Origin of the sequence: Stenotrophomonas maltophilia, assembly GCF_047782825.1 — a bacterium.
Taxonomy (GTDB): domain Bacteria; phylum Pseudomonadota; class Gammaproteobacteria; order Xanthomonadales; family Xanthomonadaceae; genus Stenotrophomonas.
The window spans coordinates 124,457-147,425 of record NZ_CP180589.1 but is presented as its reverse complement, the minus strand read 5'-3'; the positions used below and the strand labels follow the sequence as shown (position 1 = coordinate 147,425).

Sequence of the window (22,969 nt, the reverse complement as noted above, 5' to 3'; positions counted from 1 at the left end):
AGTCCTTGCAGCGCCGGGGTTCAGGCGCGGATATGACGGATGCGCTCGCGCCACTGGCGCGCGTTGGCGATGATGCCCGGCAGGTCCATGCCGACCAGCTCGCGCTGGACCAGCTTCGGCTTGCCGGCAATCCAGACATCGCTGACCTGCTGGCGGCCGGTGGCGTACACCAGCTGCGACAGCACGTTGTGCAGCGGCTGGGTTTCCAGCGCCGACAGGTCAACGCAGACCAGGTCGGCCTGCTTGCCCACTTCGATCGAGCCGATGCGCTCGCCGAAGCCCAGCGCGCGTGCGCCGCCCAGGGTCGAGGCGCGCAGCGTGGTGGCCGCGTCCAGCGCGGTGGCATCGTCGGCCACGGCCTTGGCCAGGATGGCTGCGGTGCGGTTTTCGCTGAACATGTCCAGGTCGTTGTTGCTGGCGCAGCCATCGGTGCCGATGGCCAGGTTCACCCCGGCGCGCTGCAGGGCGCAGGCCGGGCAGAAACCGGAAGCCAGCTTCAGGTTCGATTCCGGGCAGTGCACCACGCTGACACCACGTTCGGCGCACAGGTGGATTTCAGCATCGGTCAGCTGGGTCATGTGCACCGCGATCAGGCGGTCGTTGACCAGGCCCAGGCGATCCAGCCGCGCCAGCGGACGCTGGCCGTGCAGCTTGATCGAATCGGTGATTTCCTGCGCGGTTTCATGGGTGTGCAGGTGTACCTGCATGTCCAACTGGTCGGACAGCATGCGCACGCGCTCGAAATTGGCGTCGTTCACCGTGTACGGCGCATGCGGCGCGAACGCGGTGCCGATCAGCGGGTCGCTGCGCCACTGGTCATGCAGTTCACCGGCCTTGGCGAAGTACTCGTCATCGGTCTTGGCCCAGGCGGTGGGGAAATCGATGATGACCGCACCGACCAGCGCGCGGAAACCGTGCTTCTTGTAGATCGCGGCCTGCACATCGCCGAAGAAATAGTTCTCGTTGGCGCAGGTGGTGCCGCCGCGCAGCATCTCGGCGATGGCCAGGGTGGTGCCGTCGGCCACGAATTCCGGGCCGATCACCGCCGCTTCCACCGGCCAGATGTGCTGCTGCAGCCAGGTCATCAGCGGCAGGTCGTCGGCGACGCCGCGCAGCAGGGTCATCGGGTTGTGCGTGTGCGCGTTGACCAGGCCGGGCATCAGCGCCGCTTCCGGGCGGCTGACCACCTGCGCGGCGCGGAAACGCGCACGGGCCTCGGCACGCGGCAGGATCGCGATGATCTCGCTGCCACGCACGGCCACGGCATGGTCTTCCAGCACCACCGCATGCGGCTCGATCGGGACGACGTAACCGGCTTCGATGAGCAGGTCGCAGGCTTCGGGGAGGTGCGGGCTATCGCTCATGCGGGCTCACTGGCTGGGGGAGGAAGGACCATTCGCGGCCTTGGGCCTGACCGGGCGGCTGATCGCCGGCCGAACGGCTACCGCTGAGCTTCTGGAGGACGAGCCCCTGAGTCAGGGGCGGCCGCGAAGCGGCGGGGTGTGGGTGCTGGTAAGTGGGGGCCCACGATCCGCACCGCGGATCGTGGGAGCGCCAGCGCGAATGCGCCAGCGCGTACCCGGATTACTTCACGCGCGAGGAGTACTCACCCGAACGGGTATCAACCTTGATGATTTCATCCTGGTTGACGAACAGCGGCACGCGGACCACGGCACCGGTTTCCAGGGTGGCCGGCTTGCCGCCACCGCCCGAGGTGTCGCCACGGACGCCCGGATCGGTTTCGGTGATCTTCAGTTCGACGAAGTTCGGCGGCTGCACGAAGATCGGCGCGCCATTGAACAGGGTGACGATGCAGGCTTCTTCGCCCTTCAGCCACTTCTCGGCGCCGCCCATGCCGGCCTTGTCGGCCTGGACCTGCTCGAAGGATTCCGGATCCATGAAGTGCCAGTACTCGCCATCGCTGTACATGTAGTTCATGTCGGTGTCGACGACGTCGGCCACTTCCAGGTCGTCGGTCGCCTTCATGGTCAGTTCGACCACGCGACCCGAACGGATGAAGCGGTACTTCACGCGGGTGAAGGCCTGGCCCTTGCCCGGCTTGACGTACTCGGTGTCGGTGATGACTGCCGGTTCGTTGTTGACCAGGATCTTCATCCCGTTCTTGACGTCATTCATGCCCACAGTGGCCATGCTCAAGCTCCTCAAATGGCAAAACCGCCGCGGGTGCGGCGAGCCGGATAGAATGGAAAGCCCACCGGAAGCCGGTGGGCAACAGTTTTTCTGCCCCCATGATAACCGCAGGCCCCCTCTCCATGCAGCTTTCCGCCTTCCCCCGGCCCCAGTCGCCAGGCGCGCCCGCGCGCTGGCAGCAGCTCTGGCGCCAGGCACTGCGCGACCCACACGCCCTGCTGGCGCGGCTGCAGCTGGACCCGGCGGCACTGGGGGTCTCGGACGCGGCCATGGCCCAGTTCGCCCTGCGCGTGCCGGAGGGATTCGTGGCCCGCATGCGGCCAGGCGATGCCGCCGACCCGCTGCTGCGCCAGGTGCTGCCCATCGACGAGGAAATGCGCCCGGCGCCCGGGTTCAGCTTCGACGCGGTGGGCGATGGCGCGGCCAAGAAGGCCACCGGGGTCATCCAGAAGTACCGCGGTCGTGCCCTGCTGGTGGCCACCGGCAGCTGCGCGATCAACTGCCGCTACTGCTTCCGCCGCCATTTCGACTACGGTGCGGAAAACGCCGCCAAGGGCGGCTGGCAGGAGGCCGTGGCGGCCATCGCGGCCGACCCGGACATCGACGAGGTGATCCTGTCCGGCGGCGACCCGCTGTCGCTGGCCACGCACAAGCTGGCCGAGCTGACCGACGCCCTGCGCCAGATTCCGCACATCCGCCGCCTGCGCATCCATACCCGCCTGCCGATCGTGCTGCCCGAGCGGGTGGACGAGGAACTGCTGGCCTGGCTGGGCAATCTGCCGTGGCCGCTGGCCATCGTGGTGCACGCCAACCACGCCAATGAATTCGATGCCAGCGTGGACACCGCCATGGCCCGCCTGCGCGGCACCGGCGCGCAGCTGCTGAACCAGGCAGTGCTGCTGCGCGGGGTCAACGACAGCGTGCAGGCCCTGCAGGACCTGAGCGAGCGCAGCTTCGCCGCCGGCGTGCTGCCCTACTACCTGCACCAGCTGGACAAGGTGGAAGGGGTGGCCCACTTCGAAGTGGACGACACCCAGGCCAAGGCGCTGATTGCCGGTCTGACCGCACGGTTGTCCGGCTACCTGATTCCGAAGCTGGTGCGCGAACTGCCCGGCGACCCCAGCAAGCGCCCGGTGTAACCAGTAGATCCACGCCATGCGTGGATGGGCGTCCAGGCAGAAGCATCCACGCATGGCGTGGATCTACTGTCACGCGCCCGAATCGATCATCCGTACCACCTCCGTGGCGGTCACCGGGTGGCTCAGCCAGTAGCCCTGGCCCAGATCGCAGCCGCGCTGGGCCAGCAGCTCGAACTGCGCTTCCTGTTCGATGCCTTCGGCCACCACAGTGATCCCCAGCGCATGAGCCATGGCGATGATGGCCGTGGTCAGCGCCAGGTCGTCCGGGTCGCGCTGCATGTCGGCCACGAAGCTCTTGTCGATCTTCACGCCATCCACCGGCACCTGGCGCAGGTGGCTCAGGCCGGAGAAGCCGGTACCGAAGTCATCCAGCCAGACCTTCACGCCGGTGCGGTGCAGCTTGTCCAACAGCTGCGCGGCCAGCATTTCATCGCCGATCACCGCCGTTTCAGTCAGTTCCAGATGCAGGCGCGACGCCGGCAGGCCGGACTCGTGCAGGCATTGCGCCACCAGCGCCGGCAGTTCGCCGCCGCGCAGCTGGCGCGGGGACACGTTCACCGACACGAACAGCTCATCGCCGGCCGCACCGCGCGGCCACTGCGAGGCTTCCATGCAGGCCGCACGCAGCACCTTCGGGCCGATCACCTCGATCAGGCCGCTCTGCTCGGCCACTTCGATGAACACCGAAGGCGGGATGGTGCCCAGAGTCGGGTGCTGCCAGCGCAGCAGCACTTCCACGCCCACCAGGCGGCGGTCGCGCATGCGGAAGATCGGCTGGTAGGCCAACCGCAGCTCGCCGCGCTCCCAGGCGCCGCGCAGTTCCTGTTCCATGTGCACACGGCGCTCGACCGCGTGGTCCATCGCCCGGCTGTAGTAGCGATAGCAGTTCTTGCCGGCCATCTTCGCCTGGTACATGGCGATGTCGCCATTCTTCAGCAGCGTGGTGGCGTCGGCGGCATCGTCGGGGAACAGGGTCACGCCGATCGAGGTGCCCAGGAACAGCTCCCTGCCCTGCACCACCAGCGGCTTGCCCAGCTCGCGCACCAGCACTTCGGCCAGCAGGCGGGCATTGGCGGCCACGTCACCATCGCCCACCAGGATCACGAATTCGTCGCCACCGAAGCGGGCCAGCAGGGCGTCATCGCCGCCGGCCTCGGCCACGGCCTGGCCGATGCGCTGGGCGAACTGCAGCAGTGCTTCGTCGCCCGCCTCATGGCCCAAGGTGTCGTTGACCCGCTTGAAATCGTCGATGTCGGCGAACAGCAGGCCCAGCCGGTGCTTGGATGCCCGTGCGGCCATCAGCCGGTGGTCCAGCGCCTCGCGGAAGGCCAGGCGGTTGGTCAGCCCGGTCAGCGCATCGGTGTAGGCCATGTGCCGCACTTCGCGGTCGTGGCGGGCGATGGCATCGCGCATGCGGGCGAAGCCACGCACCAGCTCGCCCACTTCGTCGTCGCGGGTGTTTTCCAGCAGCGGCGCCTGGTAATCACCGGATTCGATGCGGCGCGCGGCCGCGGCCAGATCGCGGATCGGCGCCACCAGGGTGCGCTGCACGTACAGGATGACCGTCACCCCGATGACCACCAGCAGGCCCAGCATCAGCAGCAGCCAGCCCAGGTGGCGGCTGCCGACCTGCTGCAGGCGCTCGCCCATCGTGGCACTGGCGGCCAGCTCGCGCGCCTTCACCTCGTCCAGGGCCATGCCCACGCGGACGCCGCCGATACGCTGCTTGCCGAACAGGATGGGCATGGCGTTGTCGAGCACGGTGGGCGACTGCTGCACCACCAGGCCCTGTGCGGCCACGGCCGCGGCCGCCATCGGGTCGTCCATCGGCTTGCCGAAGCCGGCCACGTTGGCCGAGCCGTCATGCACCAGCCGGCCCTTGGCATCGAACACCTTTACATAGCGCACGACCTGCTGCCGCGAGGTCGTCCGCACCAGTGCGCCGACCTGGCCCAGATCGTTGTAGTACAGCGGGTTGGCCAGCGAATCGGACAGCTCGCGCGCCAGCGCTTCGCCACGGCTGCGCACGCTGCGGTCGAACAGTTCATGGATGACGCCGCCACTGAGGCTCTTGACCTCGTTCTGCATCGTCGCCTGGCGCCCCAGCAGCACCGCCAGGATCGCCACCACCACCAGCATTGCCCCGCCCATCGCGAGCAGGAAACGGGCCTGCATTCCGGAGCCGAGCCACTTCATTCCACTACCTTCTGCACGCGTCTCGATTCCAGTGTCATTCCATTCCACCACTGCCGCACGCAGCCTGCGGCCGGGCGCTGCAGCAGCGCCCCTGCCTTTTTCGTTTCCGTGAACCCGTCGACCCGATGCCGCGCCCGCCGATCCCGCTGTGCGCCCGGCGCAGCCTTGGCCGCGCGGGCACGCCGACAGGGAACCAGGCTCAGCAATCCCCACTGCGTTGCCTTACATGAAGCCGACACAAGTTCATCCCCCCAGGGTATCCAGACAGACTACCCGAAAAAATGAGACCGTCGTCAGCTCTTTCCGCTGTCGCGAGCCAATCGCGCCATGCGCTGGGCATCGGCCAGGATGCCGCGCAGCAGGCGCACCTCCTGCTCGCTGGGTTCGCTGCGCAGGAACAGGCGGCGCAGCTTGCGCATCGCCGATTCCGGTGCGCGGCCTTTGTGGAAATCGATCTCGTCCAGGGTGTCACCCAGCTGGGCGAAGAAGCTCTCCATCTGTTCGTGGCTGGCGACCGGTTCGCGGGCGCCGGCTTCGACCTCGGCCACCGGCTGCGCGCCCAGCAGCTGCATGCGCGTTTCATAGGCCAGCACCTGCACGGCGGCGGCCAGGTTGAGCGAGCTGAACGCCGGGTCGGACGGGATATGCACCGCCGCGTGGCACAGCTGCAGCTCTTCGTTGGTCAGGCCGGTGCGTTCACGGCCGAACACCAGGGCCACCTCGGCGCCCTCGCCGGCCTTGGCCACCGCGCGGGCGGCCGCGTCGGACGGCAGGAACTCCTCCAGCTGGACCCGGCGCGCACGGGCGGTGCAGCCCAGCACCAGGGTGCAGTCGGCCACCGCCTCGGCCAGGGAGGCCACCACCGGGGCGTCGCCGAGCACGTCTTCGGCACCGGCCGAGCGGCGGAAGGCCTCCTCGTCCAGCGGCTTTTCGGGGGCGACCAGGACCATGCGGGCCAGGCCCATGGTCTTCAGGGCGCGGGCGGCAGCGCCCATGTTGCCGGGGTGCTGGGTACCGACCAGGACGAATCGGAGGCGGGTGGCGGCGGAAAACTGGGACATGAACAGGGAAATGTCGAGCTGGACGATGAGCAATGGTAAACTGTGCGGCCGGCCACTGCGCCGGACCCGCTCTTTTCCCCCGCCAGCCCTACCCTATCTGCCTTTCCGGGAGCCCACGCCATGCAGAAACCCGCCGTCACCGTCATGGTCAAGGCCGCCCGCCTCGCCGGCAACGTCCTGTTGCGCAACATCAACAAGCTCGAGGCGCTCAATGTGGTGCAGAAGGGCCGCATGGACTACGCCAGCGAAGTGGATGCGGACGCGGAGAAGGTCATCGTCAAGGAACTCAAGCGCGCCTACCCCGAATACGGCGTATTCGGCGAGGAAGGCGGCGTGCAGGGTGGCCACCGCAACATGTGGGTCATCGACCCGCTGGACGGCACCAGCAACTACCTGCGCGGCGTGCCGCACTACTGCGTGTCGATTGCCCTGGTGGAAAACGGCGAGCCGACCGATGCGGTCATCTTCGACCCGCTGCGCAATGAACTGTTCACCGCCAGCCGTGGCGCCGGTGCCGTGCTGAACGACCGCCGCATCCGCGTGGCCGACCGCAAGGACCTGGGCGGCACCATGATCCACACCGGTTTCGCCCCGCGCGAACGTGCCCGTGCCAGCGCCCAGCTGAAGGCGGTCGACGCCCTGCTGGTGCAGGCCGAGGACATCCGCCGCAGTGGTTCGGCCGCGCTGGACCTGGCCTACGTGGCCTGTGGCCGCGCCGACGCCTACTTCGAAGCCGGCGTGAAGGCCTGGGACATCGCCGCCGGCGTGCTGCTGGTGCGCGAGGCCGGTGGCAAGGTCTGCGACTTCAAGGGCGGCACCCTGGCCCGCATGGATAACCGTGGCCCGGATACCCAGCAGGTCGTGGCCGGCAACCTGAAAGTGGCCGAGTCGCTGCAGAAGGTGCTGGTGAACACCGGCTACGCCGCCGAGTTCGACGCGAAGTTCTAAGCGTCCAGGCAGCGCGGTTCACTGAAACGGCATCCGCAAGGGTGCCGTTTCTGTTTGTGCCGCTCGCCCGGCATGGCCCGCCCCTTGTAGAGTCGAGCCATGCTCGACTGGCGCGCGCAGCGCGAAAGGCAGCCGAGCGTGGGCTCGGCTCTACAAACCTATGCGATAACCGCTGCCGCGTTGGAGAAACAAAACGCCCGGCACATGGCCGGGCGTGGGCGTCTGTAGAGTCAAGCCATGCTCGACCTACGCGCGCAGCGCGAAAGACAGCCGAGCGTGGGCTCGGCTCTACAAACCAACGTGACAACCGCTGCCGCGCTGGAAAAACAAAACGCCCGGCACAAGGCCGGGCGTTCGTGTTTCCGGTTTGAAGCGCGACGCTTACGCCGCGGTCGAAGCCCTCAGCGCGGCGATGCGCTCTTCCAGCGGCGGGTGGCTCATGAACAGCTTCTTCGCGGTCGAACCGGCAATGCCGAAGGCGGCGATCTGGGTCGGCAGCGTGCTCTGGCCATGGTTGAGCTGCAGGCGCTCCAGCGCGGCGATCATCTTCTGGCGGCCGGCCAGCGAGGCACCACCGGCATCGGCGCGGAATTCGCGGTGGCGCGAGAACCACATCGAGATCATCGTAGCGAACAGGCCGAACACCATTTCCAGCACGAACACGATGATGAAGTAGGCAAAGCCACGGCCGCCGCCTTCGCGGTTGCCCGACAGCGCGCTGTCGATGACGCCGCCGACCACGCGGGCCAGCACGATCACGAAGGTGTTCAGCACGCCCTGCAGCAGGGCCATGGTGATCATGTCACCGTTGGCGACGTGGGCGATTTCGTGGCCCAGCACCGCTTCGGCCTCGTCTTCGCTCATGTTGTGCAGCAGGCCGGTGGACACCGCCACCAGTGCGTTGTTGCGGTTGGCACCGGTGGCGAAGGCGTTGATTTCCGGGCCGTCATACACGGCCACTTCCGGCATGCCGATGCCGGCCGCCTTGGCCTGGCGTTCGACGGTGGCCAACAGCCAGCGCTCGGTCGGGTTGCGCGGTTCGGTGATGACCACCGCGCCGGTGGAACGCTTGGCCATCCACTTGGACAGCAGCAGCGAGATGAAGGAACCACCAAAGCCGAAGATGCCGGCCATGACCAGCAGGCCGCTCATCGAACGGGAGTCCACGCCCAGGATGGACATCACGATGCCGGCAAGAATCAGCACCGCAAGGTTGGTGGCCAGGAAAAGGGCTATGCGGGTAAACATGGGAAAATCCGGCTCGGAAGGGGTCGATATCTGCCAATTTGCGGTGCAGTCAGCTTGAATTCAAGCGCCAACCTGACCGACGATTCAGCCAGCATGACCTTGCCTATTCCCTGCGGCCGCTTTGCGCCCTCGCCCACCGGCCTGCTGCACCCCGGTTCCCTGCTCGCCGCCTTCGGCAGCTGGCTGCTTGCGCGCCACCACGGCGGGCTGTGGCGGCTGCGCATCGAGGATGTCGACCCACCACGCACGGTCGCCGGCGCGGCGCAATCGCAACTGCAGGCGCTGGCCGCATTCGGCCTGGCCCATGATGGCGAGGTGCTGTGGCAGAGCGCGCGCGGCGACGCCTACCAGGCCGCGCTGGACGTACTGCTGGCCAGCGGCCAGGCCTTCGTCTGCCATTGCAGCCGCAGTGAAGTGGCCGCCAGCGGCGGCATCCACCACCGCTGCGTCGCACGGCAACCGCGACCGGACCCCGCCGTCCGCTTCCGCGTCCCTGCCGGCAGCGTGGTCCAGTTCGAAGATGGCCTGCGCGGCCTGCAGACCCAGGACGTGCATGCCGAGGTGGGCGATTTCGTGCTGCGCCGCGCCGATGGCTGCTGGGCCTACCAGCTGGCCGTGGTGGTGGACGATGCCGCACAGGGCGTGACCGAAGTGGTGCGCGGCGCCGACCTGCTCGATTCCACCGCCCGGCAGATCCTGCTGCAGCAGGCACTGGGGCTGGCCGTTCCGCGCTACTGGCACCTGCCACTGCTGCTGGATGCGCCGGGCCACAAGCTGTCCAAATCGCTGGCTGCCCTGCCGGTGGACAGCGCCCAGCCGGTTCCAGTGCTGCGCCAGCTGTGGCGCCTGCTGGGTCAAGTACCGGCCACGCTGGAGGGCGTGGACGATCTGCACGCCCTGCTGGCCGCCGCGTTGCGGGGCTTCGATCCGGCGCGGCTGCCACGCCAGGACATTCTGCTGCCGCCGGGCGCACTTTCCGCGCCGATGTTGCAGAATCCCCCTTCCCCCACCTGAAACCCGGACAGCATTCCATGACATCTCGCGTCGCACTGGTCACCGGCGGAACCGGCGGCATCGGTACCGCCATCTGCCAACGCCTGGCCGACCAGGGCCACCGGGTCGCCACCAATTACCGCGACGAGGGCAAGGCCCGCGCCTGGCAGCAGGCGATGGCCGAGCGCGGTTACAGCGTCGCGATCTTCCCCGGTGATGTGTCCGAACCGGACAGCGCCGAAGCGATGGTGCGCGCGGTCGAAGCCGAACTGGGCCCGGTCGAGATCCTGGTCAACAACGCTGGCATCACCCGCGACACCACCTTCCACCGCATGCGCGCGGACCAGTGGCACGATGTGATCAACACCAACCTCAATTCGGTGTTCAACGTCACCCGCCCGGTCATCGAAGGCATGCGCCGCCGCGGCTGGGGCCGGGTGATCCAGATCAGTTCGATCAACGGCCTGAAGGGCCAGTATGGCCAGGCCAACTACGCGGCCGCCAAGGCCGGCATGCACGGCTTCACCATCTCGCTGGCACGCGAGAACGCCGGCTTCGGCATTACCGTCAACACCATCTCGCCCGGCTACGTGGCCACCGACATGGTCATGGCGGTGCCGGAGGAAGTGCGCGCCAAGATCATCGCCGACATCCCCACCGGCCGCCTCGGCAAGCCGGAGGAAATCGCCTATGGCGTGTCCTTCCTGGTGGCCGATGAGGCCGCCTGGATCACCGGCAGCAACCTGGACATCAACGGCGGCCACCACATGGGCTGGTAAGCGGCGCGGGCCACCGCGGTGGCCCCTGCCGTTGGTCATGCTGCGCAGCACGCAAACCCTTGCTGCGCAACATGATCGGCCGTGAAACCCAAGCCTGGCGGGGGCTGGGGCGGTTGCCAAGGCTTGTGCACTGCGCCATGCTGCACATCTACTGTGACGAGTGACCGCTTCATGGCTGCGACCCGCATCATCAAGAAGTATCCGAACCGCCGTCTCTACGACACCGAAATTTCCAGCTACATCACCATCGAGGACGTGCGCCAGCTGATCCTGGATGGCGAAGACTTCGAGGTCCGCGACGCCAAGAGCGGCGACGACCTGACCCGTTCGGTGCTGCTGCAGATCATCGCCGACCAGGAACAGGACGGCGAACCGATGCTGTCCACCCAGCTGCTGAGCCAGCTGATCCGCTTCTACGGCGATTCGCTGCAGGGCTTCATGGGCAACTACCTGGAGCGCAGCATGCAGGTCTTCCTGGACCAGCAGCAGCAGTTCCGCCAGCAGATGGGCAACCTGCTGGGCCAGACCCCGTGGGCGATGATGAACCAGCTGACCGAGCGCAACCTGGAGCTGTGGCAGGAATTCCAGCGCAACATGGGCACCGGTTTCGGTGGCCCGCGCCCGGGCGGCACGGGAACCGGTACTGGCAGCAAGCCGAACGAACCGGGCACCGGCACCGGCACGGGTACCGGCGGCAAGACCCGGCGCTGAGCCGGGCCCCCTGCCCGACACGAAAACGGCGCGCCCCTGGCGCGCCGTTTTTTGTTGCCAGTCCCCACCCATCGACACTCATCGACGCGTGGCGTGGTTCTACCGCTTGCAACCCTTGCTGCAGACACGTTCGACCTTGTAGCCCTTGGCCTTCAGCTTCTCCACCACGCCATCGCTGCCCAGCAGGTGCAGGCTGCCGACCACCACCAGGGTGGTGCCCTGCCCGTCCTGCAGGTAGGGCTGCAGCTTGGGCACCCAGGCATCGTTGCGCGCGATGTTGATGCGCTGGTACAGCTGCGGGTACTGCTGGCGCATCTCCACGGCCATCTTGGTCCACAGCAGGCGGTCATCGCCACGGCGCCAGGCTTCGTGCAGCATCATCGACTGCTCGTCGCCCTTTCCCGCCTGATCCAGCGCCTCGGCCATCATCTGCCGCTGCTCTGGCAGGCTCATGCCATCGAGCAGGCCGATCTGGCCCTGCATGTCTTCCAGCCCGATGGTCTGCTTGCCGGCCTGCTTCGCCCGGGTCATGAAATGGCGATCCAGGCCCAGGTTCGCATCCAGGCCCATCTTCTGCATCTGCCCGATGGTGATGTTCAGCGCGACGAACCAGGTCTTCATGCCCTGCAGCTGCGCCAGCGGCAGGCCGTTCCGGGTGGAATAGGCCTGCAGCTGCTTCCAGGTGGCCTCGTCCAGGTCGCGCTTGAGCTCACTGCCGTCGCGGCGCGTGGCTGCCTGCACCATCTGGCTGGCGGCCTGGGCCGACTCCATTTCCTCCGGCGGCACTTCGAACACCACACGCCTGGACGCTTCGAAGGCCTGCTCGACATCGGCCGACAACGGGTAATCGCCAGGCTTCAGCAGATGGAACGAGCCGAGCAGGTAGACGCGCGCATCGCCGGGGCCGGTGACCTTCCACAGCAGCGGCACCGGCGGCTTGGCCGCAGGTGCCTCGGCCGGGGCGCCGCGTGCGCCGGCCAGGGCCGGGATCGTGCAGGCCAGCAGCAGCACGGCGCCGCGCAACAGGGATGTGATCGACATGATCAGCCTTCTCCTTCAGGCAGGTGGTACGCCTTCTCGCCGGCTTCCACGCGCAGGTCCATCCGGTTTTCCGGCGGTGCCAGCGGGCAGGTCGCATAGGCGGTGAAGGCACAGGGCGGGTCGTAGGCGTGGTTGAAATCCAGCGTCACGCTGCCGTCGGCAGCCGGCGCATCGGTGTCCAGGTAGCGGCCAGCAGGGTAGCTGCCATGGCCGCTGGTACGGTCGGCGAAGATCAGGAACAGGGGCTGCCCCGCTGCGCCGATGGCTTCCAGGCGCCAGGTCCGTCCGTCGCGCTCGAATTCGACCGCACCGGCATTGGGCATCTCCGTGGTCAACCCGGTGATGTCCACGATCGGCAGGGTCTTGCCGGCCGGATGGGCGATGAAACGGGCCTTGATCTGCCAGTCCGCGCCGCCGGGCCAGTACTGCAGGCCGGCGAAGTTCATCCGCGCGGGCGCGTCGGCATGCTTCACCCGCAGCGCATCGCGCGGGCCACGGCGGATCAGGCTCAACTGCCCCTTGCCGCCATCGAAGGCCAGCAGGGTCGGTTGCGGATCCTTGTCGGTGTCCATGCGCACGCGGCCGCGCACTGGCTGGCCGTCCAGAGTGACGTCGGCACCGGCTTCGGGGGTGAACCACCACTGGTCACCCTCGCGCCGCAACAGGCCGAGCTTGTCCGGCCCCACCGCCAGGCGCACGCCGCTGCCGGCGCCGCTGCCGATGAAGTGCGACTTGTGCTGCAGCCAGTGCAGGCCGACCAGCGCCGTCCAGCCATCGGGCCGGGTCAGCTCTTCGTAGCGCTGTACGCGCCATTGCTGCTGTTGCGCGGCAAACGCCGGATCTTCCTTGGCCGCCACCGCCGGCGCTGGCGCTTGGCTGCAGGCCGCCAGGCACAGCGCGGCCAGCAGGCCGATCATTCCCCGATACCGCATCGATGCTCCCCTCAACGTTGCGCGGCTCAACGGCCGCGCAGGAACCAGCGGTCGATTTCCGCCAGCGAAAAACGAGCCCAGGTCGGCCGGCCGTGATTGCACTGGCCGGAGCGCTCGGTGATTTCCATGTCGCGCAGCAGCGCGTTCATTTCCGGCACGGTCAGGCGCCGGTTGGCGCGTACCGCGCCATGGCAGGCCATGGTCGACAGCAGTTCGTCGCGGGCAGTGGCAATGCGGCGGCTCTGCCCGTGTTCGCGCAGGTCGGTCAGCACATCGCGCAGCAGGCCTTCGGGCTCGGCATTGGCCAGCAGCGCGGGAATGCTGCGCACATGCAGCGCACCCGGGCCGGCGCGGGTCACCTCGAAACCGAGCGCCGCCAGCGTGTCCGCCTCGGTCTCGGCGGTGTCGGCCTCGCGCTCGCCCACGGCCAGGGTGATCGGCACCAGCAGCGGCTGCGACTGCAGGCCGATGCCATCGTGGGCATTCTTCAGGCGTTCGTAGCCGATGCGCTCGTGGGCGGCATGCATGTCGACCACAATCAGGCCTTCGGCGTTCTCGGCCAGGATGTAGATGCCATGCAGCTGGGCAATGGCGTAGCCCAGCGGCGGCACGCCGGCGTCGGCGCTGGTAACCGGCAGACCGTTCTCGCTGGGCATGGGCGGCAGCGCACTGCTGCGCTCGCCGGCAGCGGGCGCGGCATACAGCGCGGCGTAGGCGGCCGGTGCGTCGGCCACCTGCAGGCCCAGCGGCTGCTGCGGCCGCCAGCCGGAGAATCCGCCGCCACCGCCCCCTGCACCGGCTCCCGGCGCGGCACCGCGGACCAGGCCGAATGCGGACGCGCCAGCACTGGCAGGCAGGGCTGCGGCAGCGGCATCGGCCGGCGCCATCGGCCCGGCACCGATATCGTGCGCGGACATGCCGGCGCGGGTGTCGGCCAGTGCATCCTTCAGGGTGCGGTAGACGAAATCGTGGACCAGGCGCGAATCGCGGAAGCGCACTTCGTGCTTGGCCGGGTGCACGTTCACGTCCACCCGGGTCGGATCCAGTTCCAGGAACAGCACATACGCCGGCTGCCGGCCGTGGTACAGCACATCGCCGTAGGCCATCTTCACTGCATGGGCAACGCTGCGGTCGCGCACCGAACGGCCGTTGACGTACAGGTACTGCTGGTCGGCGCTGGCGCGCGAATAATGCGGCTGCGCGATCCAGCCGTGCAGGCGCAGGCCGGCACCGGTGTGGTCCACGCGCACGGCCTGGTTGGCGAAGTCCTCGCCCAGGGTCTCTGCCAGGCGCGCATCGGAATACAGGTCACCGGGCTTGTAGCGGCGCGAGGCCTTGCCGTTGTGTGAAACGCGCAGTTCGACATCGGGGCGGGCCAGCGCCAGCGAACGCAGCCACTCTTCGATATGGCCCATTTCGGTGCGCTCGGCGCGCAGGAACTTGCGGCGTGCCGGCACGTTGTAGAACAACTCGCGCACTTCCACCGTGGTGCCCGGCGCATGCGCGCGCGGGGTGACTTCACCGATCTTGCCGCCTTCGATCTGCAGCGCCGAACCGTGTTCGTCATGCGCACGGCGCGATGCCAGGGTGAAGCGGCTGACCGAAGCAATGGACGGCAGGGCTTCGCCACGGAAACCGAGGGTGGCCACCGATTCGAGATCGTCCAGATCGGCAATCTTGCTGGTGGCGTGGCGCGATACCGCCAGCGGCAACTGTTCGGGGGCGATGCCGCTGCCGTTGTCGCGGATGCGGATGAGCCGCACGCCGCCCTCTTCCAGATCGATGTCGACGCGGCTGGCGCCGGCGTCGATCGCGTTCTCGACCAGTTCCTTGACCACCGACGCGGGGCGTTCGACCACTTCGCCGGCGGCGATCTGGTTGATCAGGATTTCCGGCAGCGGCCGGATCGGGCGCGGATGGGGAGCAGACGTCATGCAGCGATGATAACGGAGGCACACGTCCGCCGGGCGCGGCCCGGCGCTACCGACCGCCTGATCGGCGGGTTATTTGCTGCCGCCGGCCATGGTGGCCGCGGCGTCGATCTCGGCCTGGGCGCGGGCCGCATACAGCGTGCCCGGCGGCGGCTGCCGGCTGAAGAAGGTATGTACGCCGTCCAGCACCGCGCCCGCGACCTTGCGCTGGTAGGACGGGTCGATCAGGCGGCGCTCTTCGTCCGGGTTGGAGATGAAGGCGGTTTCCACCAGCATGGCCGGCATGTCCGAGGTGCGCAGCACCGCGAAGTTGGCGCGCTCGATGTTCGGCTTGTGGTTGTTGCCGATCCGCTTCAGCCCGCCCAGCACGTGGCCGGCTGCATCTTCGGAGGCCTTCATGTAGCCGCTCTGCGCCAGGTCCAGCAGCACGTTGGCCAGGGTGCCTTCGGTCTGCTGCAGGCGCACGCCACCGACCAGGTCGGCCGCGTTTTCCTTGTCCGCCAGCCAGCGCGCGCGCTGCGAGGATGCGCCCTTGGTCGACAGCACGTACACCGACGAACCGGTGGCCGAGCGGTTCTCGGCGGCGTCGGCGTGGATCGAAATGAAGATGTCGGCCTTGTTCGCGCGCGCCTTCTGCGCGCGCATCGGCAGCGGGATGAAGACATCGCTGTCGCGGGTCAGGTAGGCCTTCAGGCCCGGCGTGGCATTGACCTGGCGGGCAAGCTCGCGGGCCACCGCCAGGGTGACATCCTTCTCGCGCTTGCCGGTCGGGCCGATTGCGCCAGGGTCCTGGCCGCCGTGGCCGGGATCGATCGCCACCACCAGGTGGCGCATTCCAGGCTGCATGCGGATGCGCGAGGCATCGCTGGGCATGGCCGGGCGCGGGGCCTCGGTGGGTGCAGCGGGCGTGGGCGCCGGGGCCGGCGGCGTGGACACCACGGCGCGGGTCGGCTGGCCCGCCAGGATGGCGGCCGGCGACGAGGCCGGCGGCGTGCTGCCGGCACTGGTGCCCGCAGCGGCCACCTGGGCCGGGGTAGTGGTCGGCGCCGGCGCCGGTACGACCGGTGCAGCGGCGCTGGCACTGGCCTGCTGCTGCACCTGGGCGGTCAACAGGGCGGTGGCACGGGCGGCATCGCCGCGCGACTGCGCGCTCTCTGCCGCCGTGACCGGTGCCGGCGGGTTCTGGGCCGGCGCCGCACTGGCAACCGGCTGCGCGGCAGGCGCGCGGGTTGCAGCGGGTGCGGCATGGCTGGCAGCCGTGGCCGGGCCATCACCCGGCCATTCGATCACCAGCTTGGATTCGTTGCCTTCGCGCTGCATCTGCGGGCGGAAGGGCGCCACCGACTCGGCCAGGTCAAACACGACACGGAAGGTGCCGGGAACCGGCTGGCCGGTACGCACCGCCGTCACCACGCCCTGCGCGGCCGGCATCTTCAGGTTGCGTATGGCACTGGAGTCCGGGAAGTCGACCACCAGGCGGTTCGGCGAGGACAGCGACAAGGTCTTGTAGCCGCCACTGCCGACCAGGGCAATTTCGGCACGGGTGCCTGTGGAGCCCGTATTCAGCAGCACCTGGCGGACTTCGCCCGCCCACGCGCTGACGCTCGTCAGACCCAGTCCGACGGCGGCACAGATGGCGATGAGACGGTTCCCCAGGCGCATGGCTCAGGATTCAATCACCGCGCTGAACGGAATGCAACACCTTTTTCCTTAATAATCCGTAACCTGCCGGTGTTTGTTCTCGTCAGCCGACAGAAATGGCCTGCAAGTCGCCCCCATCGGGGAGTCGCCGCAGCCATTCACGGCCCACGTCGCTGGCCCCACTGAGACGGACGCGGCGGCCCTGCCCTTCGATTTCCAGCGCCACCACCAGGTCCGTGGGCGGCAATGCGCCCGCCCCCCGCTCGGGCCACTCGACCAGCCACAGCACGGCACTGCCCTCGTCAAGCCCCAGGAAATCCAGTTCGCCCGCCTGGCCGATGCGGTACAGGTCCAGGTGCCACGCTTCGCCACCGCTGGACAGCGGATAGCGTTCGACCAGGGTGTAGGTAGGGCTGCGGATGGCGCCCTGCACGCCCAGCGCGCGCAGCAATGCACGTGCGGTGGTGGATTTGCCGGCGCCCAGGTCACCGCGCAGTTCCACCAGCGCCTGCGCGGGGCGGGTGGCGGCCAGCCATTGGCCCAGCAGTTCGGTGGCTTCGCTGTCGGCCAGGAAGAATTCAGTCATCGGGAAGGTTCCGGGTTGGCCAGCCGCCGCAGGGGCACCAGCAGATCAGTAGGAAGCAGGCCGCGCGCGCCATCGGCGGCGGCGCTGTCGCCGGCCAGCGCATGCAGCAGCGCACCGGCGGCAGCGGCATCGAAGGCCGCCAGGCCCTGCGCGCGCAGGCTGGCGATGATGCCGGTCAGCAGATCGCCCATGCCCCCCACGGCCATGCCGGGGTTGCCCGCGGCAATCAGGCGCGGGACGCGGCCGGGGGCGGCGACGATGCTGCCGGCGCCCTTCAGCACCACCACGGCGTGGTAGCGCTCGGCCAGCGCCTGCGCGCCGCGATAGCGGTCGGCCTGGATCTCGGCCGTGGTGCACTCCAGCAGGCGTGCGGCCTCACCCGGGTGCGGCGTGAGGATGGCATCGGGCAGCGCGCGTGGGTCCTGCGCCAGCAGATTCAGCGCATCGGCATCGACCACCAGCGGTTTGCCGCAGGCCAGCACCCGTGCGAACAGCGCGCGCGCCCAGTCGTCCTGGCCCAGGCCTGGACCGATTGCCATCACCTTGGCCCGCTCCAGCAGGCCGGGCAGCACGTCACCGTCTTCCAGCCCATGCACCATGGCTTCGGGCAGGCGCGACAGCAGCGGCCCGACGTGGTCGCCACGGGTGCCGATGCTGAGCAGGCCGGCACCGGCGCGCAGACTGGCTTCACCGGCCAGCGCAATCGCGCCGCCGCTGCCGTGGTTGCCGCCCACGCACAGCACGTGGCCGGATTCGCCCTTGTGGGTATTGGCGCGCCGCGGTGGCAGCAGGGCCGGCAGCCGCGCACCGGTCCAGTGCTCGGCAGCCACCGAAACCCCCTGCCATGCGGCCTGGGGCAGCTGCAGCGCGGCCAGCGCAGGTTCGCCCACATGTTCCAGCGCGTTGCCGGTGTACAGGCCGCGGTGCGGCACAATGAACTGCAGGGTGAGCGCCGCGCGCACCGCCACGCCAGGCACTGCGCCACGGTCGGCATCGACGCCGCTGGGCACGTCCAGCGCCAGCACCGGTGCGGTCTGTGCGTTCAGCGCTTCGATCAGGGCCTGTGCCGCGCCCTCGGGAGCGCGGGCAAAACCCAGCCCGAACAGGGCATCCACCCAGAGGTCGACCTCAGGCAGCGTCCCATCAAATTCCGCCAGGATTCCCCCCACGGACTTGAAATCCGAGGTTGCGCGCTGCGCCAGGCGCGTGGAGGGCGGTTTTTCCGGCAGGGCCAGCGCCGTCAGCCGGCGCCCGGCCAGCAGCGCATGCCGCGCCAGCACCAGGCCGTCACCGCCGTTGTTGCCGCTACCCACCACCACACCCACATGCAGTGCCTGCGGCCAGTGCCGCAGCAGGCGCTGCCAGGCGGCCAGGCCGGCCTGGGCAATCAGCTCCCAGCCACCATCACCGGCCAGCGCGGACGCCTGCGCATCAAGCGCACGCGCGGCAGCGGAATCGAACAGATCGGCAAGATTGGCCATGCGGAGATTTTATACTGGTGCGCATGTTCCCCGCCCCTGCCCCCCTCGACCCGGCCCAGGCCGTGCAGCGCATCCGCGAACTGGCGCGTGCGCACGGTTTCCAGCGCTGCGGCATCGCCGGCATCGAGCTGGGCGAGGATGAGGCGCACCTGGCCGACTGGCTGGGCAAGGGCCTGTACGGCACGATGGACTGGATGGCCCGGCACGGCACGCTGCGCGCGCGCCCGGCCGAACTGCTGCCCGGCACCGTGCGGGTGATCTCGGTGGGCATGGACTACAGCCACAAGGACGACGCCGAAGCCTGGGCCACCCTGGCCGATCCCGGCCGCGCCTACGTGGCGCGCTACGCGCTGGGCCGCGATTACCACAAGCTGATGCGCAACCGGCTGCAGAAGCTGGCCACGCAGATCAACGATGAAGTGGCGCCGCTGGGCTACCGCGTCTTCGTCGATTCGGCGCCCGTGCTGGAACGAGCCCTGGCCCGCAACGCCGGGCTGGGCTGGATCGGCAAGCACACCTGCCTGATCGACCGCCAGGGCGGCTCCTGGTTCTTCATCGGCGAGATCTACATCGACATTCCGCTGCCGATCGACGCGCCGGCCACCGCCCACTGCGGCACCTGCACGCGCTGCATCGATGTCTGCCCGACCCAGGCCATCATCGGCCCGCAACGGCTGGATGCACGGCGCTGCATTTCCTACCTGACCATCGAACACGATGGCGCCATCCCCGAAGACATGCGTCCGCTGATCGGCAACCGCATCTATGGTTGTGATGACTGCCAGCTGGTCTGCCCCTGGAACAAGTTCGCCAAGCGCACCGACGAAGCCGATTTCCGTGCACGCAACAACCTCGATACCGCGCGCCTGGACCAGCTGTTCGCCTGGGACGAAGCCGAGTTCCTGCGCCGCACTGAAGGCAGCCCGATCCGCCGCAGCGGCCATGAACGCTGGCTGCGCAACATCGCCGTGGCGCTGGGCAATGCACCGGCCTCGGCCGAAGCACTGGCCGCCCTGCACACGCGCATCGACGATGCCTCGCCCGTGGTACGCGAACACGTGCAGTGGGCACTGGCCCAGCACGGCGCCCGCTGACGTGCGATCCTGAGCGCCCGTTCCACCCGCCGCACGCCGTACCCATGCAGCCACGCAGCAACGACATCCTTACCCCCAGCCAGCTCAACACCCTGGCCCGCGACCTGCTGGAAGGCAGCTTCCCGGCCATCTGGGTCGAAGCCGAACTGGGCAGCGTGGCCCGCCCCGCCTCCGGGCACCTGTATTTCACCCTGAAGGACGCGCGCGCCCAGCTGCGTGCGGCGATGTTCCGGATGAAGGCGCAGTACCTGAAGTTCGTGCCGCGCGAAGGCATGCGCGTGCTGGTGCGCGGCAAGGTGACGCTGTACGACGCCCGTGGCGAGTACCAGATGGTGCTGGACCACATGGAGGAAGCCGGCGAAGGCGCGCTGCGCCGCGCGTTCGAGGAACTGAAGGCGCGGCTGGAGGCCGAGGGCCTGTTCGACCCGGCGCGCAAGCGGCCGATGCCCGCGCACGTGCAGCGCCTGGCGGTGATCACCTCGCCCACCGGCGCCGCCGTGCGCGACGTGCTGAGCGTGCTGGCCCGCCGCTTCCCGTTGCTGGAAGTGGACCTGCTGCCGACCCTGGTCCAGGGCAGCACCGCCGCCGCGCAGATCACCCGCCTGCTGCAGGCCGCCGATGCCAGCGGGCGCTACGACGTGATCCTGCTGACCCGCGGCGGTGGTTCGCTGGAAGACCTGTGGGCGTTCAACGATGAAGCCCTGGCCCGCGCGATTGCCGCCAGCGGCACGCCGGTGGTATCGGCGGTGGGTCACGAAACCGACTTCAGCCTGAGTGATTTCGCTGCCGACCTGCGCGCGCCGACGCCGTCGGTGGCGGCCGAACTGCTGGTGCCCGACCAGCGCGAACTGACCCTGCGCCTGCGTCGCACCGCCGCGCGCATGGTGCAGCTGCAGCGGCACACGATGCAGCAGGCCATGCAGCGCACGGATCGTGCCCTGCTGCGCCTGAACGCACAGAGCCCGCAGGCGCGACTGGACCTGTTGCGCCGCCGCCAACTGGATCTGGGCCGGCGTCTGCATGCGGTGTTCAACCAGCAGCAGGAACGCCGAGCCGCGCGCCTGCGCCACGCGGCCGCCGTGCTGCGTGGCCACCATCCGCAGCGCCAGCTGGACGAGATGCGGCGCCGCCTGGCCGCGCTGGGGGGCCGCCCGCAGGCGGCGCTGCAGCGCTTGCTGCAGCGTGATGCCCTGCGTCTGCGTGGGCTGGCGCGTTCGCTGGAAGCGGTGAGCCCGCTGGCGACGGTGGCACGTGGTTACAGCATCCTGACCCGCACGGATGACGGCACGCTGGTACGGCAGGTCGGGCAGGTGCAGGCGGGGGATGCGTTGCAGGCGCGCGTCGGTGACGGCGTGATCGACGTGCTGGTCAAGTAGGGGGTTGTTCGGCAGGGCTTGCAGCCCTGCACCTGCTGCAGATCTACGTCAACGTCAAAGGCAAGAGCGGCATTCCGTGGGATGGCGGGGCGGTGTGGGCTTGCAGGACACGCCGTAAACCCATCCCTGGGGGCTCGTAGGCGCCATCCATGGCGCCGGCAGCCAGTAGATCCACGCCATGCGTGGATGATTCTCAATCGGAATCGAGTATTTCGAATTGAAATCGAAATGCATCCACGCATGGCGTGGCTCTACTGTGTCGACCAAGGCAGGACGCCGTTCCGACAGATCGCGGGAAATTGTCGAAGGCGGGGCACTGTTACAGCATCCTGTGACAGTTGGCCGGCAGCCAGTAGATCCACGCCATGCGTGGATGATTCTCAATCGGAATCGAGTATTTCGAATTGAAATCGAAATGCATCCACGCATGGCGTGGCTCTACTGAGTCGACCAAGGCAGGACGCCGTTCCGACAGATCGCGGGAAATTGTCGAAGGCGGGGTGGGTCCGGTTGAGGGGGTGTGAGCGGCATGGATGCCGCGACCAAGCCCCCATGGACGGGTTTACGGCGTCCCCCTCAACCGGACCCACCCCGCCATCCCACGGAATGCCCGCCTTTGACGTTGACGTAGATCTGCAGCAGGTGCAGGGCTGCAAGCCCTGCCGAACAACCCCCTACTTTGCCTGCTCGCAGAACCTCTGCCGGTACTCCAGGGCCTTCGGCATCAATGCCTGCAGATTCTGGATACGGGTGCCAGGATTGGGGTGGGTGGAGGAAAACTCCGGCGGCGACTGGCCACCACTGGCCTGCCCCATGCGCTGCCACAACGGCACCGCCTCGCGGGGGTCGAAACACGCTGCGGCCGCCAGCATCAACCCCACTTCGTCAGCCTGGGTCTCGTGGCTGCGCGCGTACGGCAGCAGGTAGCCGTAGCCCATCGCCGACATCATCATCTGCTGCTGCTGCGCATCCATGCCGCTGGCCGCGCCGGCGACCTGGCCGATCTGCGTCAGCTTCTGCTGCGCCATGCGCTGTGCACCATGCCGCAGCAGGGCGTGGGCGATCTCATGGCCCATCACCACCGCCATCGCATCAGTGGTGCGCGCCACCGGCACCAGGCCGGTGTATACCGCCATCTTGCCGCCCGGCAGGCAGAATGCGTTGGCCTGGTCGGACTGGATGACGTTGACCTCCCATTCGAAATCGCGGGAAAAATGCCCCGGCTTCAGACCGTGCTCTTCCGCCAGCGCGGTTTCCACCACATCCACCTTGGCGATCAGGCGCTGGGCAATGGCACGGACGTCACGCGATATCTGCGCGTTCGGGTCCAACGGCCGTTCCTGCGACAGGATCTGCTGGTACGCCTGCAGGCCCAGCGCTTTCTCCTGCCGGGCGTCCAGGCTGCTGTCGATCAGCACCTTTTCGCCGGTGTAGGGATCGACCGTCCGGTTGGAAAACCAGTAGAACGCCGCGTAGCCCGCCGCCAGCACCAGCACCCACCAGCGGATATTGCCGAACAGCCCACGCCGCTGCGAGCCTTGCTGCGGCGAGCGGGAAAAGGGATCGTTGCGCATCGACAGGCCTTCCAGCAGACCCCGCCGGCCGGCGGGCACGGCGCAATCTTAGTGCGCCGCTGCCTGCGCCGGGTGAAACCGCTGCGG

General features: G+C 68.4%; 19 protein-coding genes. 7 read left to right on the top strand and 12 right to left on the bottom strand.

Annotated elements, in window-relative coordinates; genetic code table 11:
- Positions 1-20 precede the first annotated feature (20 nt).
- A complete protein-coding gene (locus ACM2ZB_RS00675) occupies positions 21-1,364 on the bottom strand; it encodes a TRZ/ATZ family hydrolase (protein ID WP_416057033.1) in 1,344 nt (447 codons plus the stop codon).
- A 220-nt stretch (positions 1,365-1,584) separates the two neighbouring features.
- Positions 1,585-2,151, bottom strand: coding sequence for an elongation factor P (efp, locus tag ACM2ZB_RS00670; RefSeq protein WP_108765696.1), 567 nt, complete (start codon positions 2,149-2,151; stop codon positions 1,585-1,587).
- A 98-nt stretch (positions 2,152-2,249) separates the two neighbouring features.
- Here efp and epmB point away from each other — a divergent pair, with 98 nt between their 5' ends.
- Positions 2,250-3,290: an EF-P beta-lysylation protein EpmB gene (epmB, locus tag ACM2ZB_RS00665; RefSeq protein ID WP_416057032.1), complete on the top strand. Its 1,041-nt coding sequence runs from the start codon at positions 2,250-2,252 to the stop codon at positions 3,288-3,290.
- A 69-nt stretch (positions 3,291-3,359) separates the two neighbouring features.
- On the opposite strand, the gene ACM2ZB_RS00660 is transcribed toward epmB, so the two are convergent.
- The gene (locus ACM2ZB_RS00660; protein ID WP_416057031.1) at positions 3,360-5,486 is read right to left on the bottom strand and encodes an EAL domain-containing protein; all 2,127 of its coding nucleotides are present in this window, start codon (positions 5,484-5,486) and stop codon (positions 3,360-3,362) included.
- 293 nt (positions 5,487-5,779) lie between these two features.
- A complete protein-coding gene (locus ACM2ZB_RS00655) occupies positions 5,780-6,547 on the bottom strand; it encodes an RNA methyltransferase (RefSeq protein ID WP_416057030.1) in 768 nt (255 codons plus the stop codon).
- A 120-nt stretch (positions 6,548-6,667) separates the two neighbouring features.
- Between ACM2ZB_RS00655 and ACM2ZB_RS00650 the strand changes: the two genes are divergently transcribed.
- Complete coding sequence (locus tag ACM2ZB_RS00650; RefSeq protein ID WP_313443152.1) at positions 6,668-7,495, top strand: inositol monophosphatase family protein; 828 nt, start codon at positions 6,668-6,670, stop codon at positions 7,493-7,495.
- 381 nt (positions 7,496-7,876) lie between these two features.
- Here the strand turns inward: ACM2ZB_RS00650 and htpX are convergent, their stop codons facing one another.
- A complete protein-coding gene (gene htpX, locus ACM2ZB_RS00645) occupies positions 7,877-8,743 on the bottom strand; it encodes a protease HtpX (protein ID WP_200733057.1) in 867 nt (288 codons plus the stop codon).
- Between the two features lie 93 nt (positions 8,744-8,836).
- Here htpX and gluQRS point away from each other — a divergent pair, with 93 nt between their 5' ends.
- The 3 genes from gluQRS to phaR all read left to right on the top strand — a co-directional run bounded on the left by gluQRS (position 8,837) and on the right by phaR (position 11,226).
- Positions 8,837-9,757: a tRNA glutamyl-Q(34) synthetase GluQRS gene (gluQRS, locus tag ACM2ZB_RS00640; protein WP_416057029.1), complete on the top strand. Its 921-nt coding sequence runs from the start codon at positions 8,837-8,839 to the stop codon at positions 9,755-9,757.
- A gap of 17 nt (positions 9,758-9,774) precedes the next feature.
- A complete protein-coding gene (gene phbB, locus ACM2ZB_RS00635; RefSeq protein WP_313443149.1) occupies positions 9,775-10,515 on the top strand; it encodes an acetoacetyl-CoA reductase in 741 nt (246 codons plus the stop codon).
- A gap of 171 nt (positions 10,516-10,686) precedes the next feature.
- Entirely contained in the window at positions 10,687-11,226 is a 540-nt protein-coding gene (gene phaR, locus ACM2ZB_RS00630) for a polyhydroxyalkanoate synthesis repressor PhaR (RefSeq protein ID WP_313443147.1), read from the top strand.
- Between the two features lie 99 nt (positions 11,227-11,325).
- Here phaR and ACM2ZB_RS00625 read toward each other — a convergent pair whose 3' ends face one another.
- The 6 genes from ACM2ZB_RS00625 to ACM2ZB_RS00600 form a co-directional block, all read right to left on the bottom strand.
- Positions 11,326-12,267: a TraB/GumN family protein gene (locus ACM2ZB_RS00625; protein ID WP_416057028.1), complete on the bottom strand. Its 942-nt coding sequence runs from the start codon at positions 12,265-12,267 to the stop codon at positions 11,326-11,328.
- 2 nt (positions 12,268-12,269) lie between these two features.
- Positions 12,270-13,199 carry a DUF1684 domain-containing protein gene (locus ACM2ZB_RS00620; protein ID WP_416057027.1) on the bottom strand — a complete coding sequence of 310 codons (930 nt, stop codon included), beginning with the start codon at positions 13,197-13,199 and terminating at the stop codon, positions 12,270-12,272.
- Between the two features lie 26 nt (positions 13,200-13,225).
- On the bottom strand, positions 13,226-15,133 hold the full coding sequence (gene mutL / locus ACM2ZB_RS00615) for a DNA mismatch repair endonuclease MutL (protein WP_416057026.1): 1,908 nt from the start codon (positions 15,131-15,133) through the stop codon (positions 13,226-13,228).
- 69 nt (positions 15,134-15,202) lie between these two features.
- Positions 15,203-16,792, bottom strand: a complete 1,590-nt coding sequence (locus ACM2ZB_RS00610) for an N-acetylmuramoyl-L-alanine amidase (RefSeq protein ID WP_313443142.1) — start codon at positions 16,790-16,792, stop codon at positions 15,203-15,205.
- Between the two features lie 82 nt (positions 16,793-16,874).
- Positions 16,875-17,357: a tRNA (adenosine(37)-N6)-threonylcarbamoyltransferase complex ATPase subunit type 1 TsaE gene (tsaE, locus tag ACM2ZB_RS00605; protein ID WP_416057025.1), complete on the bottom strand. Its 483-nt coding sequence runs from the start codon at positions 17,355-17,357 to the stop codon at positions 16,875-16,877.
- The gene (locus ACM2ZB_RS00600) at positions 17,354-18,838 is read right to left on the bottom strand and encodes an NAD(P)H-hydrate dehydratase (RefSeq protein ID WP_416057024.1); all 1,485 of its coding nucleotides are present in this window, start codon (positions 18,836-18,838) and stop codon (positions 17,354-17,356) included. Before ACM2ZB_RS00600 ends, tsaE begins: the two co-directional genes overlap by 4 nt.
- A 23-nt stretch (positions 18,839-18,861) precedes the next feature.
- Between ACM2ZB_RS00600 and queG the strand changes: the two genes are divergently transcribed.
- Both queG and xseA read left to right on the top strand, forming a co-directional pair.
- Positions 18,862-19,932: a tRNA epoxyqueuosine(34) reductase QueG gene (gene queG, locus ACM2ZB_RS00595; RefSeq protein WP_416057023.1), complete on the top strand. Its 1,071-nt coding sequence runs from the start codon at positions 18,862-18,864 to the stop codon at positions 19,930-19,932.
- A gap of 44 nt (positions 19,933-19,976) precedes the next feature.
- Positions 19,977-21,308 carry an exodeoxyribonuclease VII large subunit gene (xseA, locus tag ACM2ZB_RS00590; protein ID WP_416057022.1) on the top strand — a complete coding sequence of 444 codons (1,332 nt, stop codon included), beginning with the start codon at positions 19,977-19,979 and terminating at the stop codon, positions 21,306-21,308.
- Between the two features lie 674 nt (positions 21,309-21,982).
- On the opposite strand, the gene ACM2ZB_RS00585 is transcribed toward xseA, so the two are convergent.
- The gene (locus tag ACM2ZB_RS00585; protein WP_313440975.1) at positions 21,983-22,882 is read right to left on the bottom strand and encodes a M48 family metallopeptidase; all 900 of its coding nucleotides are present in this window, start codon (positions 22,880-22,882) and stop codon (positions 21,983-21,985) included.
- Between the last annotated feature and the right edge of the window lie 87 nt (positions 22,883-22,969).